The following is a 14,341-nucleotide window of genomic DNA, read 5'->3' as shown; positions in this document are numbered from 1 at the left end:
AGCCGCGCCAAAACTCCTGAAAGATGAAAAGTCAGCCCATCCGGTCGACGTACACCGGAGGCGCGGTCGCGGCGTTGTACTGCGGCCGGCGCATCGCACGCATGGACACGGCGACCACCTCCTGCTCGTCGCGGATGCGGCTGAGCAGCGCACGCTGGCGCGACAGGATGCCGTTCGCACGCCGCTGGTCGTCCACGCTCATCGGCTTCGGCTGGACTGCGGGCGGAGCCCAGCCCTCCAGCGCGGCGAGATCGCCGGACTCCGCAGCCACGACCCGGCCCTCGAGGTCGTCGAGGATCGGCGCCCATGGATCCCATGGACCCGCGGGCATATGTTCCGGCCGCGACTCAGCCAACAGCGTCCCGCCGCAGGGCGGCTTCCTGCATCGACACCTTCAGCGCGGCCTCGTGCCACGCGAGGCGCAGCGGCTCGAGCAGCGTGATGCACTCGCGGGTCTTGACCACATCGCGATGGATGTTCGCCTGCGCCATCGCCGTGAGGACATAGGTGTAGACCGCGAGCAGGCCGGGTCCGCCGTCCCAGACCTCCGGCCGGAGCGAGCTGGCCAGTTCGGACACGATCTCCTGCGCGTGCAGCAGCTGCGCTGACGCGATCGGCCAGTCCTCGCCGAGCTGCGCGGTCTCCGCGCGGGCGAGGTCGAGCAGCAGCCGGTCGTACAGCATGACGAGCAACCGCGCGGGTGAGGCGCTGAGCACCGAGTCGCGGTTGTAGAGGCTGCGTGCGGCGGCGAGGTTCGAGGGAGGCATAGTCAGTTCGCACTCTGATAGTTGGTCGTCAGACCGTTGATCTGACTGGTGAGGTAGGAGGACTGGGAGCTGAGGCTGTTCAGCGCCACCTCGAGCGCGTTGAACTGCGCCGTGTACTGCGCCTGGATCGTCGCGAGTCGCGCGTCCCAGTCGCTGATCTGCTTCGTCAGGCTCGACTCGGTCGTCTGCTGCGACGTCACCTTCTGCGTGAGCGTGCCCGTGTACGAGTCACTCGCACCGACGGCGGCTGTGGACACCCGGCCGGCGATCGTCTGGAACATCGCGGTCGTCCCGGTCGGGTCGCTCGCCATCGCGGCGGAGAACTTCGCGGAGTCGAAGGTGATCGTGCCGTCCTTCGTCAGGTTGATCCCGATGGAGGAGGGCGACCTGCCGTCCACCGCGCCGGAGACCGCGGAGAGCAGCGCGTCCTTCATGTTGCGCACGGCGCTGTCGCCCGTGAAGACGCTGCCCGTCGTCGCCGACGTCGACCCGCTCGAACTCGTGGTCGTCGTGATTGCGCTCGCGGCGGCGATCCCGGAGAACAGGGTGATCAGGCTCGCCGTCAGCGTCTGCGCGGAGGTCGTCGCCGCGGTGGAGTCGGCGGCGACGGTCACGGTCGCGGCAGTGGTCGACACAGCGGAGACCGTCACGTCGACCCCGGTGATGAGATTCGCGAAGGTGTTGGTCGCTGATGGGACCTGCACCTCGGCACCCGCGATGCCTTTGTACAGCGTGATCTGCGCGCTCTGCGCGGCCTGCGTCTGGGTCGTCGCCAGCGCGGGAGCCGACGTGCTGGCGCCCTCGTAGACGCTGAAGCCGTTGTCGGCACCGGTCGCACCGCGCAGCTGCAAGCGGTACTGGGTCGTGCCGTTCGTCGATCCGACCGCGATCTTCGTCGCGGTGACTCCGGTTCCGGAGCCGTTGATCGCGGCGACCACGTCGTCGAGGTTGGTCGATGCGGCACTGACCGTCTTCGCGGTTCCGCTGCCGACCTGGATCGTGATCGACGGCTTCGTCGTGCCATCGGTCGGTGCGGCCCACGCCGCGATGGTCCCGGTCACGGAGACCTGCGCCTGCGCGATTCGGTCGACAGTGAACGACACCGATCCGGACGATGCGGTACTCGACGCCTTCGCGGAGACCGAACTGACGTCGCTCGTCGCCGTGAAGGAGGCGAGGGCGCCTGATCTGGCGGCGGCGGTGGCGCTCGTCGCGATGGCGGCGACCGAGCTGTTCAGTGATTGCAGAGCCGCGCGGTACGCCGTCGTCGTGCTGAGCGTCGACTTCAGCGCGGTCTGCGGAGCGGATTCGACCGACATCAGCTTTGTGATGATCCCGGAGGTGTCGAGCCCGCTGGAGAGCCCGGAGAGGCCGAGCCCCGTGATCGAGGACAGCGCTGCGGTGGCCATGCGTCAGTCCCTTCTCGACGGGTGCGGGAGTACGGCAGAAGCCGCGGTGGTGCGAGGGCCTGGATCGGCCTCGCACCACCGCGGCATCAGATCGATCAGCCCAGCAGCTTCAGCGCGAGCTGCGGCAGCGAGTTCGCCTGGGCGAGCATCGCGGTACCGGCCTGCGACAGCACGTTCGCGCGGGTGTAGTTGACCATCTCCTGCGCCATGTCGACGTCCGTGATCCGGCTCTTCGCGGCGGTCAGGTTGGTGACCGACGTGGCGATCGTCGAGACGACGTTGTTGAACCGGTTCTCGATCGCGCCGATGCTGGCACGAGCCGAAGACACCGCGGCGATCTGCACGTCCAGCGTCCTGATGGCCGCCTGCGCGTTCACCGCCGAGTCGAACGCAATGCTGCCGACTGTCTGGCCGTCGGTCCCGATCGTCGCGTTCGCGGTCGATCCAGCCGTGACGGCGCCCCCGTCCCTCGACGCCACCGCGATGCCGGTGGCGGCACCCGTGGTGGTGTTGTAGGTGACCGTTGCCGTGAACTTCGACGAGAAGTCCGCATTGGCGTTCAGTGCACTGGCGTAGTCGGCAGCGGTCGGGGTTCCCGTGAACGCAGCCAGACTGACGACCGCCGTCGAGGTGGCCGTGGTGTCGCCGGCAGCGTTCTCGGTCGTGGATGTGAACGTGACTCCCGCGGTGTCCTGCACCTTGGTGAGGTCCGCGCTCGCGACCGTCAGGCCCGTGGTCGTCGCGCTGAGAGCAGCACCGACCCTGACGAGGTTGGCCCCGCGCAGATCGACTGCGATCTGGCTCTGCGAGTTGCCGTCAGCGCCGACCTGGAACTTGAAGGTCGGCGTGGTGCCGTCGAGCAGGTTCTGGCCGTTGAAGTTCACCGAGTTGCCGATACGAGAAAGCTCAGCCGTGAGGCTCGCTGCCTCATTCGTGATCGCAGTGCGGGCTGCGGTGCTGTTCGAGTCGTTACCGGCCTGCACCGCCAGGTCACGCATGCGACCGAGGATCGACTGCGCCTGCGTCAGCGCCCCGTCCGCCGTCTGGACGAGCGAGGTGCCGTCCTGGGCGTTCCGCGAAGCCTGCTGCAGGCCCGAGACCTGCGACGCCAGCTGCGTGGAGATCGTGAGTCCGGCCGCGTCGTCACCGGCCTGGTTGATCCGCAGACCGCTGGAGAGCTTCTCGAGCGACTTGCTCAAGGAGTTCTGCACCGTGGTCAGGTTGCGATACGTGTTGAGCGCATCGTTGTTGGTGTTGATTGCGAATCCCATTTGAGTTCCTCCGTGAGTCGGGATCTGAAGTGCGGTCCATCCGTGGTCCGACGCGAATGGCTATCGGCCCTATCGACGGGGCCGTTAGCCGTTCGCCCCGAAGTAGGGGCAGTTCAGGCTGAAGTGCTTACGCGGTGCGTTCGGTGAAGAACGAGGACGCGGCCGGCTGGGCCATCCGCGCGTTCGAAGTCTCGGCGAGTCGGGCGAGGTACGCCGCGCGGCGCGCCGGAGCGACTTTCGGCTGCGCCTCCACCCGAGGGACGGCGCCGGTGGAGTACTGCGACTCGAGCCCGTGCCGCATCAGGCGGATGCCCTCCGACCGCTGCTGCGACACCGCGGAGTGCGTGAGCCCCAGTTCCGTGGCGAGTTCGCCGACCGAGCGGTCGTGGAAGTAGATCTGCTCGACGATGTAGCGCATCTTCGGCGGCAGGCTCGTGACCGCCGCCTTCACGTAGCGGGTGCGCTCGGTCTCGAGCACGACGTCCTCCGGGCTCGCGACCTCGGCGGCGATGGTGTCCGCGATGGTCTCGTCGAGGGAGGCGACGGAGTGACTCGCGCCGGACAGCGCCTCGAGCGCCGCCTTGCGGTCGACGCCGAGCGACTCGGCGACCTCGTCGACGCTCGGCGCACGGCCCAGCGCGTTCGTCAGCGACTCCTGCACGGTCAGCGACTCGCGGATCTTCTTGCGCGCGGTCCGCGAGGCCCAGTCGGCGGACCGCATCTCGTCCGCGATCGCACCGAGGATGCGACGGCGGGCGAACGCGCCGAACGGCACGCCCTGGGTCGGATCGAACGTCTCCGCGGCCAGGATCAGGCCCAGAGAACCGGCGGAGGCCAACTCGTCGCGAGAGATATGGGTCGCCTTCCGAGCCACCTCGTTCACGAGGTACCCCACGATCGCGAGGTTGTCGCGGACCAGCGCATCGCGCTCGGTTCGTGTCGCCATTTCGTTCCCGTCGTACCATGCCATCCCTGGCGGCTCGTCCTGATCTGGACGCTAGAGCCGGTGCTCCGCCGGCGTCTCCCACGCCGCGCCCCCAGTAGGGGGAACGTCTGGAATGCGTGTGGCGCCTCCCCCCGTTCGGGGGCGTGTGGTCCTGCCGAAACGGGGCATTCCTCACCCGTACGCTCCGGCGGGAACGCATTCCCTTACATCTGCGCCCGAACGGCCGATGGTGGGGAATGCGTCGGAATGACGTCAGGCACCGATCAGCGGAGGAATCGATGAGCGTGAACGACCTCTCGTCGCTGCTGTGGCGCGAACGCGAGCTGCTCGAGATGCTCGTCTTCAAGCTGGAGGAGGAGCAGCTGCTGCTCACCGCCGGCCGCTCGAAGTGGCTGCACCACGCGACCCGCGAGGTCGAGCAGGTGCTCGGCCACCTCCGCACCGCCGGCATCGAGCGCACCGTGGAGGCGTCGCTCGTGGCCGTGGCATGGGGGCTTCCCGAGGATTCGACGCTGCGGCAGCTCGCCGAGGGCGCCGGCGACGCGTGGCGGGACGTGCTGCTCTCCCACCTCACCGCCCTGACCGCGTTGACCTCGCAGATCGCGGACCTGCGCGACACGAACCTCTCCTACCTCCGCTCCGCGAGCCGCGCGACGCAGGAGACCCTCGCGAACCTCGGGACCGGTCCGTCGTCGGATCCGTTCGGCTACGGCGCGCGCGGCGGGCAGCGGACCCCCGCCGCCGCCGGCGCGCGGCTCTTCGACCGGCAGGGCTGACCGTGAGCACCTTCGGCGGGCTGAGCATCGCGTCCTCGGGCCTCGCCGCCGCGCGGGCCGCCCTCGAGGTGACCGGGCAGAACGTCGCCAACGCGAACACCGAGGGCTACACGCGGCAGCGCGTGAACCAGAGCCCGCTCGCGCAGACCGCGCTCGCCACCTACTCCAAGCCGAACAGCGTGGGCGACGGCGTCACCGTCACCGGCGTCGCGCGCCTGACCGACACCATCGTGAACGCGCGCGTGAACAGCACCGGCTCCGCCGCCGCCTACTGGAGCACGAGTGCCGCCGCCGCGAGCACCGTCGAGACGTCGCTGAACGAGCCGAACTCGAACGGGCTGTCGTCACAGCTGAACAAGCTGTGGTCCTCCTGGCAGCAGATGGCGAACCACCCCGGCGACGTCGGAGTGGCCGGGGCGCTGCTCTCCCAGGCGAATGTCGTCGCCTCGACGATCTCCGCCGGGTACACCGCAGCGGCCGACGCCTGGACGGCGGCTCGCGCCGCGACCGTGACGGCGGCCGGGACCATCAACGAGACCGCCGGCCAGATCGCCGACCTCAACAAGACGATCCGGTCGCTCGCCGCATCCGGCGGCAACGTCAACAACCTGCTCGATCAGCGCGACGCCGCAGTCACCGTGCTGTCGAAGCTCACGGGCGCTACCAGCCGGGGCAACGCCGACGGCACGATCGACGTCGTGGTCGGCGGGAACACCCTCGTCTCGGGTGTCACCACTCGGAAGCTGGAGGTCGCGGGCACCGCCGCGTTCCCGACCTCGTCGAGCGCGACGGCGGTCTCGCTGGTCTGGAGCGACACTCGCACTGCCGTCGTTCTGGACGGCGGTGAGATGGCGGCCAGGCTCGCGTCGCTGCAGGGCGCGAACGCGACTGCGACCGGCGGCGTCTACGCCGAGGCCGCGCAGGCCTACAACACCGCCGCCACCGACCTCGCGTCCAAGGTCAACGCGGTGCACCGACTCGGAACCACCTCCACCGGCGCTCCGGGAACGACCGGCACCCCGCTCGACTTCTTCGGGTTCCAGAGCACGTCGGGACCGGCAGCGACCAACCTGTATGTCGTACCCACCTCCGTGGCCGGCATCGCGGCGGCGGACGGCACGAAGGGGAACCTCGACAACACGATCGCGGACAAGATCGCACAGCTCGGCAACGCCGCCGACTCACCCGACGCCGGCTGGGCGACGTACGTGTCGCGGATCGGCTCCCAGTCGGCCACGGCAGCCGCGCGCTCGGCCACCTCCGACACCGCTGCCTCGGCCGCGACGACGGCCCAGAACTCGGTCGGCGGCGTCGACCTGGACGAGGAGACGTCGAACCTCGTGATCTACCAGCACGCCTACCAGGCGTCCGCGCGCGTGATCAGCACCATCGCCGACGTGCTCGACACGCTGATCAACATGGGGGCCCGATGACGATCAGCCGCGTGACCACGACCCAGATCTGGGCCAGCTCGAACGCGAACATCCAGACGTCGAAGGCGCGCCTGTCGCAGCTCACCGCGCAGTCCTCCTCAGGGATCGCCATCACCAAGCCCTCCGACGATCCCGCCGCGAGCGCCGCGATCATGAAGGTGGTGGGACAGCAGAGCGCCATCAGCCAGTACGGCACGAACATCGACGACGGGCTCGGCTGGCTCGGCTCCGCGGACACGACGATGAGCTCCGCCGAGAACCTCGTGCGGAAGGCGAAGGACCTCGCGATCCAGGCCGGCAACAGCGGGACGGCCAGCGCCGCCACCCGTGAGGCCATCGCGACGCAGCTGGAGGGGATCCGCGCCGACCTGCTGAGCGCGGCGAACACGAAGTACAACGGGCGCTCGATCTTCGCCGGCACCTCCGACGCGAGTGCGGCGTTCGACGACGCCGGCACTTACACGGGCCCCACGACGACATCGACCGCGACGCCCCCCGTCACCACGGCGGTCGGCTCGGTGCAACGACGGATCGGCAGCGCGTCGACTGACGTCGTCACCGTCGCAGCAGACGGACTGGCGACCTTCGGGTCGGGGGACACCTCGGTGTTCGCGCAGATCCAGACCGTGATCGACGCACTGCGGGACCCCGGGTACGACTCGGACACCCCCAGCAGCACGACGGGGCTCACCCCGAAGCAGACGATCACGGCCGGCATCGACCTGCTGAGCACCGGGCTCACGAACATCTCTGCGCAGCATGGGGTCGTCGGTGCGAACTACGCTCGGATGACCAGCGCGAAGGCGCAGAACGCCACGATGGCGACGGCCCTGGAGACCCAGCGGTCCGGACTGCAGGATGCGGATACGACGAGGACCCTGCTCGATCTCAAGACGCAGCAACTCGCCTACCAGACGGCACTCCAGGTGACCGCCCAAGTGATCCAACCGACCCTGATGAGCTTCCTTTCATGATCTCTGCCCTGAATCCATCCCCATCGGCGACCTCCCGCGACGCGCTGCTCACCTTCACGTCCCCACCGCCGGGCTTCGCCCCGCTCACCGACTTCGAGCTCGCGGCCGTGGAGGGCGCCTCCGGCCTGTACACGCTCCGAGACACGGCGGGCGCAGACCTGCGTCTCTTCCTGCTCGACCCGACGTTCTACGTGCCCGAGTACCTGCCGGCCGTCGCCGACGAGGACCTCGCCGCGCTCGGCGCCTCCTCGGTCGCCGAGGTCGACGTCTACGTCGTCGCGAACATCCTCGACGGCGCTCCCGTCGTGAACCTGCTCGCCCCGATCGTGGTCAACCCCGTCGCCTGCGTCGCGACGCAGCTGATCCTCGAGGACGACTGGCCGTTGCAGGCCGAGCTCGCGACCGCGGCGGCCTGACGACGGACGCAAGAAAGGCCCCCGGGATCCACCCCGGGGGCCTTTCTCATGCAGCGCGTGTCGGACGTTCTGGCCACTCCTCCGTCCGGTCCGACCCGCGGGTCTCAGGAGGCGGGTTCGGCACCGCCCAGGTCGGCGAAGAGCAGCGCGGCCATGTGCTGCACCTTCGGCTCGACGTACGCGTCCAGCGCTCGCAGGATGTGCGTGTGCTGGCGGCTCACCCAGGCGATGGCCTCACGGCGCAGCTGGTCGCGCAGCCCGTCGATCGCCTCGTCGCTGAGGAACGGCTGCAGCGATACCGACCGGCGAACGTGCTCGGTGATCACCGCGTCGAGCGACGTCGTCAGGGCGTGGAGGGCGCCGTGCGGCACCTCGTCGAAGCCGAGCTCGGCGGACCAGACGGGACACGTCACGCACGGTGACAGCCGGCGCCGGGCGGTCGCGGGATCCCAGCGGGGCAGCCAGTCGAGCCACCCGGCGACCGCGCGGTCGAGCTCGCGCTCAAGGCGGTACGGGCGCAGCATCAGCGGGCCTCGCGAGCGTGGGCGCGCTCGGGGATGGAAGAAGCAGTGTTCACGGTGGGGGTGTCCGGTCACAAGAGGGGGCAGAACCGCGTGGGTGCGCGGCGCACCGGCTGGGTGACCGGTGTCCTGCAAACCTAGGGAATCCGAGGTCCCGCCGATATCCCCCGTCCTGGGGTCGCGGTTCTCGGACGAATCCGGGCGTAATCGGTCAATCGGGGCGCCTTTTTACGCCCGCATTGTCCGATCACGCCCGGGGTGGTCCCGAGGCGCACCGCCCTCACACATCGACCGACGCGGCATGCAAGCCGGCGGTCAGGCCGCGCCGTGCCGTGGACCGTCAGGCGTCTGCGTCGGACGGCGGACGAAGTGCGAGTAGCCGGGCGAGGTGCCCTTCAGCAGCAGATCACCTACCAGACCGGTGAGGAATCGACTCGCGTTGGACTGCTGGACTCCCGTCAGCGCCGCGTAGTCACCACTGCCGATGCGTTCGTGTCGGGCCAACCAAGCCAGGACGACCTGCCGCCCGTTTTCCAGGGTCGGGCGACGGTAGGCGAGGAGTCCGCGTCGCGACGACGGTCCTCGTTGTCGGATCTCTCGCTCGGCGATCTCGAGCGCACCTGCGCCGAGCGTCCAGACGTCCTTGTACCCGGTGATGAGTGCGCGTCCTCCGATGGAGGTCTGCTCTGCGGCCGCGAGCGCCGAGTCGGCTTCCGCATCGTCATCCTGGAGCAGCTCGGCCACATCTCGACGGGTCAGGAATGGCGCGTGGAGCAGGGTGAAGAGGATCAAGGCGATCCGCACATCGCGCTGTCGGACTTCGGGTCGCACCGCCTCCACGACCGCCATCACTGGCACCGCGGGCTGCCCGCCTTCCAGCACGGTGCGCACCAACGGTCCTGGAACCTCCGTGATCGAGGGCGGCCGATGCCCGAGCACGGTCATCTCGCGGTACATCCGGTCGACGCCGATACCTTCCTTGTCGACAAGTCGAAGTGCGCGGAAGAGGTCGGAGAGCGCGGGATACCGAGCGTGACGCCGCGACAGGACGTTGTGCTCGGACATGCCGCCGGTGAAGCCGCCCGGGCTCTCGACCTCGAGCCGACTGTCGGCATCGATCCACCGCACAGTCGTCGGCTCGAAACGCATCCAGTCGCGATGCGTGAGCCCGTTGAGGATCGCCTCGCGGACTGCGCGGGTCGGCAGCGCGCGAATCGGTCCTTCGACGAATGTCCGCACGTCGGGTCGCGATGGGACCATGGCATCGAGCCGATTCTCGATCTGCGCGAGTTGCTCGAGCAGCGACTGCTCCGGGTCCGGCTCGAAGCTGTTGACCACGTTGCCCCCGACGACGTCGAGCCGGGTCAGTGTGAGGAGGGGACGCCCGGCGGGGCAGAAGAGCAGAACGCCGGCCTGCGTGAGCCGACGATCCACCGTAATGATGCCGAGGCGTCGCAGGATCTCGTCCGAGGTTCCACCTGCTACGACGTTCGGGTCGCCACTCGCGTTCACATACCGGCGAGCGGCTTGAATCGCTCCGGGCGTGACCTCGTCCACAGTCCGAGTCGTGATGGATGCCATCGCATCGGCACCATTGCCGCGCTGACGGGACAGCCACCACTCCGCGCGGTCCACGGGCTGGCAGCTGTCGGACACACGCCAGCGAATACGACCGTTCTTGTCCTCTACGGGCTCTGGAGCTTCAGCGACGTAGAGGACGATTACCCGGAGTCCCTGCACTTCGCGGGCTTCTGTCGTCGGCGCGACATGGCTGAGTTGATAGATTCGAAGTCGAAGCCAATCGGGATCGATCTCCGTCCCGAGAATCTGCCAGGTCCCGTCCTCTACGCCGAGCACGATTGCGCCACCGCCCGGAGTGTTCGCCATGCAGCAGACCTCGTCGGCGAGGTAGGCGGCGGCCGCGTTGTTCTGTTTCTCCCCGGGAAGAAGCGTGCCGCCTGCTCCTCGACGGTACGGTTCTTCTTTGCAGTCGATGTGCTCGCCCTCGGGCAGACGTGGAGTCTCGCCGCGGTCGAGTGACTGCAGGAGCTCGTCGACGAGGACCTGCAAGCGGTCACGCGCTTCGACCAACTCACGAAATATGCTCATATCGCCTCATAGCGTCGCGGGTGATAAATGTTGGATATCGAGAAACTTATCATGAGGCGGGTGGTCAGGCGCCGCATGCAAGTTGCCCCGCTCGACCTCCGACCGACGGACGACATGTCGTGTTTCAGGAGTTCTGGCCGCGCCAGAACTCCTGAACCACGAAAGCGGCCCACCTCCCGAAGGAGGTGGGCCGCTGCTCTACGACCGGATCAGTTGTAGGTGCCGGGGCTGTAGTCGTCGCTCGAGAACGAGTCGAAGTCGACGAACGACAGGTCGGCGTCGTTGAACATCGAGTCGTCGCCGAAGGACCGGAGCGGGTACCGCTCGGCCTTCGCCTCCTCCGTCGGCGCCACGACCACGTCGCGGTACCGGGGCAGACCGGTGCCGGCCGGGATCAGCTTGCCGATGATGACGTTCTCCTTCAGGCCCAGCAGCGAGTCGGACTTGCCGTCCATCGCCGCCTGCGTGAGCACCCGGGTCGTCTCCTGGAAGGAGGCGGCGGACAGCCACGACTCCGTCGCGAGCGACGCCTTCGTGATGCCCATGACCTCCTGACGCGCCGAAGCGGTCTTGCGACCCTCCGCGAGCGCGGCCCGGTTGACGTCCTGGTAGCGTGAGCGGTCCACGAGCTCACCGGGGAGCAGGTCGGTGTCGCCGTGGTCGACGACCGTGACCTTGCGCAGCATCTGCCGCACGATGACCTCGATGTGCTTGTCGTGGATCGGCACGCCCTGGCTGCGGTAGACGCCCTGCACGCCGTCCACGAGGTGCAGCTGCACCTCACGGACGCCCTTGACCCGCAGGACCTCCTTCGGGTCGATGGACCCGACGTGGAACTGCGTGCCGAGCTCGACGTGCTGCCCGTCCTCGATCAGGAGGGTGGCGCGCTTGAGCACCGGGTAGGCGAACGGCTCGTCGCCGTTGTCCGGGGTGAGGATGATCTTCCGCTGGCGGTCGGTGTCCTCGATCGTGACGACACCGGCGGCCTCGGCGATCGGGGACGCACCCTTCGGGGTCCGCGCCTCGAACAGCTCCTGCACGCGGGGCAGACCCTGCGTGATGTCGTCGGCCGAGGCGACACCACCGGTGTGGAAGGTGCGCATCGTCAGCTGGGTACCGGGCTCACCGATCGACTGGGCCGCGATGATGCCGACGGCCTCGCCGATGTCGACGAGCAGTCCGGTCGCGAGCGAACGGCCGTAGCAGGCGGCGCAGACACCGACCGCGGACTCGCAGGTCAGGACCGAGCGCACCTTGATGCGCTCGACACCGGCCTCCACGAGCTTCGCGATCAGCACGTCGCCGACGTCGTCACCGGCCGTGGCCAGGACCTCGCCGGACGTGCTCGCCACGTCGGTCGCGAGCGTGCGGCCGTAGACCGCGTTCTCGACGTTCTCGCTGGTGGAGAGGTCGAGGCCTCGGGAGGTGCCGCAGTCGTCCTCGCGGATGATGACGTCCTGCGACACGTCGACGAGACGACGCGTCAGGTACCCGGAGTCCGCGGTGCGGAGCGCCGTGTCGGCCAAGCCCTTGCGGGCACCGTGGGTCGAGATGAAGTACTCGGCCACGGTCAGGCCCTCGCGGTACGAGTGCACGATCGGGCGCGGGATGATCTCGCCCTTCGGGTTCGACACGAGGCCGCGCATGCCGGCGATCTGCCGGACCTGCATCCAGTTGCCTCGAGCGCCGGAGGACACCATGCGGTTGATGTTGTTGTCGACCGGCATGTTGTCCTGCATGGCCGTGGCGACCTCGCTGGTGGCCTTGTTCCACAGCTCGATGAGCTCCTGGCGGCGCTCCTCGTCGGTGATCAGACCCGTCTCGTACTGGGTCTGGACCTTCGCGGCCCGCGCCTCTGCACCCTCCAGGATCTTGCCCTTCGACGGCGGCGTGAGCACGTCGGACAGCGCGACCGTCACACCGGACCGGGTGGCCCAGTAGAAGCCGGCGTCCTTGATGCGGTCCAGCGTCGCTGCGACCTCCACCTTCGGGTACCGCTCCGCGAGGTCGTTGACGATCACGGAGATCTCGCCCTTGTCGGCCAGCTCCTCCACGAACGGGTAGTCCGTCGGCAGCGCCTCGTTGAAGATGGCGCGACCCAGCGTGGTCTTGACGAGCAGCGGCGTGCCCTCCACGTAGCCGTCGGGGGTCTGCCCGATCGGCGGAACGACGTCCGTGAGCCGCAGCGTGACCACCGCGTTCAGGTCCAGCGTGCCGGCGTCCTTGGCCATGATCGCCTCGGCGACGGAGGAGAAGGAACGTCCCTCACCCGTGGCACCCGGCTTGATCGTGGTCAGGTGATGCAGGCCGATGATCATGTCCTGGGAGGGCAGGGTCACCGGGCGGCCGTCGGACGGCTTCAGGATGTTGTTCGAGGCGAGCATCAGGATGCGGGCCTCGGCCTGGGCCTCGACGGACAGCGGCAGGTGGACGGCCATCTGGTCGCCGTCGAAGTCCGCGTTGAACGCGGCGCACACGAGCGGGTGCAGCTGGATCGCCTTGCCCTCGACGAGCTGCGGCTCGAACGCCTGGATGCCGAGCCTGTGCAGGGTCGGCGCGCGGTTCAGCAGCACGGGGCGCTCGCGGATGATCTCCTCGAGCACGTCCCACACCTGCGGACGCGACCGCTCCACCATCCGCTTCGCGGCCTTGATGTTCTGCGCGTGGCTCAGATCGATCAGGCGCTTGATGACGAACGGCTTGAAGAGCTCCAGCGCCATCTGCTTCGGCAGACCGCACTGGTGCAGCTTCAGCTGCGGGCCGACGACGATGACCGAGCGGCCGGAGTAGTCGACGCGCTTGCCGAGCAGGTTCTGGCGGAACCGGCCCTGCTTGCCCTTCAGCATGTCGGACAGGCTCTTCAGCGCCCGGTTGCCGGTGCCCGTGACCGGGCGACCGCGACGACCGTTGTCGAACAGCGCGTCGACGGCCTCCTGCAGCATCCGCTTCTCGTTGTTCACGATGATCTCCGGCGCGCCCAGGTCGAGCAGGCGGCGGAGGCGGTTGTTGCGGTTGATGACGCGGCGGTACAGGTCGTTCAGGTCGCTGGTCGCGAAGCGACCACCGTCGAGCTGGACCATCGGACGCAGCTCCGGCGGGATCACCGGGACGACATCGAGCACCATCGCTGCCGGCGAGTTGCCGGTCGCGAGGAAGGAGCTGACGACGCGGAGACGCTTGATCGCGCGGATCTTCTTCGCGCCCTTGCCCTCGCTGATCTGCTGGTGCAGCAGGTCGGACTCGGCCTGGAGGTCGAACGCCTCGAGGCGGCGCTTGATCGCCTCGGCGCCCATGTACGCCTCGAAGTACGTGCCGTACCGGTCGATCAGCTCGTTGTAGATCGCGTCCTCGGGCTTGAGGTCGCCGACCTTCAGGTTGCGGAAGTCGTCCCAGACCCGCTCGAGCGTCGCGACCTGGTCGTCGAAGGAGCGGCGGATCTGCCCCATCTCCTTCTCGCCCACGTCACGCGTGCGGCGCTTCTGGTCGCTCTTCGCGCCCTCCTGCTCGAGGGCGGCGAGGTCGACCTCCAGCCGGGCGAGGCGCTCGTTGATGCGGGCGTCGCGCTGGTCGGTCAGGGCCTTCAGCTCGAGGCGCAGCTCGTTCTCGAGGTCGGGGAGGTCGTCGTGACGGCCCTCCTCGTCGACCTCGATGATCATGTACGCCGCGAAGTAGATGACCTTCTCGAGGTCCTTCGGCGCCATGTCGAGCAGGTAGCCGAG

General features: G+C 68.5%; 12 protein-coding genes. 4 read left to right on the top strand and 8 right to left on the bottom strand.

Annotated elements, in window-relative coordinates; all coding sequences use genetic code 11:
• Positions 1 to 31 precede the first annotated feature (31 nt).
• The 5 genes from ACFE67_RS01935 to ACFE67_RS01915 all read right to left on the bottom strand — a co-directional run bounded on the left by ACFE67_RS01935 (position 32) and on the right by ACFE67_RS01915 (position 4,393).
• The gene (locus ACFE67_RS01935; RefSeq protein ID WP_375405185.1) at positions 32 to 331 is read right to left on the bottom strand and encodes a hypothetical protein; all 300 of its coding nucleotides are present in this window, start codon (positions 329 to 331) and stop codon (positions 32 to 34) included.
• A 16-nt stretch (positions 332 to 347) separates the two neighbouring features.
• Positions 348 to 767, bottom strand: a complete 420-nt coding sequence (gene fliS / locus ACFE67_RS01930; protein WP_375405184.1) for a flagellar export chaperone FliS — start codon at positions 765 to 767, stop codon at positions 348 to 350.
• Between the two features lie 2 nt (positions 768 to 769).
• On the bottom strand, positions 770 to 2,176 hold the full coding sequence (gene fliD, locus ACFE67_RS01925) for a flagellar filament capping protein FliD (protein WP_375405183.1): 1,407 nt from the start codon (positions 2,174 to 2,176) through the stop codon (positions 770 to 772).
• Between the two features lie 95 nt (positions 2,177 to 2,271).
• Positions 2,272 to 3,447 (bottom strand): flagellin, encoded by a 1,176-nt coding sequence (locus ACFE67_RS01920; protein ID WP_375405182.1) that lies wholly within the window; start codon positions 3,445 to 3,447, stop codon positions 2,272 to 2,274.
• Positions 3,448 to 3,574: 127 nt separating this feature from the next.
• Positions 3,575 to 4,393: a sigma-70 family RNA polymerase sigma factor gene (locus tag ACFE67_RS01915; protein ID WP_375405181.1), complete on the bottom strand. Its 819-nt coding sequence runs from the start codon at positions 4,391 to 4,393 to the stop codon at positions 3,575 to 3,577.
• A gap of 278 nt (positions 4,394 to 4,671) precedes the next feature.
• Here ACFE67_RS01915 and ACFE67_RS01910 point away from each other — a divergent pair, with 278 nt between their 5' ends.
• From ACFE67_RS01910 to ACFE67_RS01895, 4 genes are read left to right on the top strand one after another with little or no spacing between them, the layout of a single operon-like run.
• Entirely contained in the window at positions 4,672 to 5,169 is a 498-nt protein-coding gene (locus ACFE67_RS01910; RefSeq protein ID WP_375405180.1) for a flagellar protein FlgN, read from the top strand.
• A 2-nt stretch (positions 5,170 to 5,171) separates the two neighbouring features.
• Positions 5,172 to 6,602: a flagellar hook-associated protein FlgK gene (gene flgK / locus ACFE67_RS01905; protein WP_375405179.1), complete on the top strand. Its 1,431-nt coding sequence runs from the start codon at positions 5,172 to 5,174 to the stop codon at positions 6,600 to 6,602.
• 11 nt (positions 6,603 to 6,613) lie between these two features.
• A complete protein-coding gene (gene flgL, locus ACFE67_RS01900; RefSeq protein ID WP_375405178.1) occupies positions 6,614 to 7,576 on the top strand; it encodes a flagellar hook-associated protein FlgL in 963 nt (320 codons plus the stop codon).
• A complete protein-coding gene (locus ACFE67_RS01895; RefSeq protein WP_375405177.1) occupies positions 7,573 to 7,992 on the top strand; it encodes a flagellar assembly protein FliW in 420 nt (139 codons plus the stop codon). The genes flgL and ACFE67_RS01895 overlap by 4 nt, the downstream gene beginning before the upstream one ends.
• Positions 7,993 to 8,096: 104 nt before the next feature.
• Here the strand turns inward: ACFE67_RS01895 and ACFE67_RS01890 are convergent, their stop codons facing one another.
• From ACFE67_RS01890 to ACFE67_RS01880, 3 genes are all read right to left on the bottom strand, one after another.
• On the bottom strand, positions 8,097 to 8,516 hold the full coding sequence (locus ACFE67_RS01890) for a hypothetical protein (RefSeq protein WP_375405176.1): 420 nt from the start codon (positions 8,514 to 8,516) through the stop codon (positions 8,097 to 8,099).
• A gap of 312 nt (positions 8,517 to 8,828) precedes the next feature.
• Positions 8,829 to 10,622: a DUF5635 domain-containing protein gene (locus ACFE67_RS01885; RefSeq protein WP_375405175.1), complete on the bottom strand. Its 1,794-nt coding sequence runs from the start codon at positions 10,620 to 10,622 to the stop codon at positions 8,829 to 8,831.
• A gap of 209 nt (positions 10,623 to 10,831) precedes the next feature.
• On the bottom strand, positions 10,832 to 14,341 hold a 3,510-nt coding region (locus ACFE67_RS01880; protein ID WP_375405174.1), incomplete at its 5' end, for a DNA-directed RNA polymerase subunit beta'.

The sequence above is a fragment of the uncultured Amnibacterium sp. genome, assembly GCF_964244015.1.
Classification (GTDB): Bacteria; Actinomycetota; Actinomycetes; order Actinomycetales; family Microbacteriaceae; genus Amnibacterium.
Note: the sequence above shows the minus strand (reverse complement) of the source record. Positions and strands in the feature narration are given on the sequence as shown.

Bases quoted from the DNA above. Each gene is read 5' to 3' on its own strand.
- ACFE67_RS01895 (WP_375405177.1), top strand. From the start codon at position 7,573: ATGATCTCTGCCCTGAATCCATCCCCATCGGCGACCTCCCGCGACGCG.
- ACFE67_RS01885 (WP_375405175.1), bottom strand. From the start codon at position 10,622: ATGAGCATATTTCGTGAGTTGGTCGAAGCGCGTGACCGCTTGCAGGTC.
- fliS (WP_375405184.1), bottom strand. From the start codon at position 767: ATGCCTCCCTCGAACCTCGCCGCCGCACGCAGCCTCTACAACCGCGAC.
- ACFE67_RS01890 (WP_375405176.1), bottom strand. From the start codon at position 8,516: ATGCTGCGCCCGTACCGCCTTGAGCGCGAGCTCGACCGCGCGGTCGCC.
- ACFE67_RS01920 (WP_375405182.1), bottom strand. From the start codon at position 3,447: ATGGGATTCGCAATCAACACCAACAACGATGCGCTCAACACGTATCGC.
- ACFE67_RS01915 (WP_375405181.1), bottom strand. From the start codon at position 4,393: ATGGCGACACGAACCGAGCGCGATGCGCTGGTCCGCGACAACCTCGCG.
- ACFE67_RS01910 (WP_375405180.1), top strand. From the start codon at position 4,672: ATGAGCGTGAACGACCTCTCGTCGCTGCTGTGGCGCGAACGCGAGCTG.
- fliD (WP_375405183.1), bottom strand. From the start codon at position 2,176: ATGGCCACCGCAGCGCTGTCCTCGATCACGGGGCTCGGCCTCTCCGGG.
- ACFE67_RS01935 (WP_375405185.1), bottom strand. From the start codon at position 331: ATGCCCGCGGGTCCATGGGATCCATGGGCGCCGATCCTCGACGACCTC.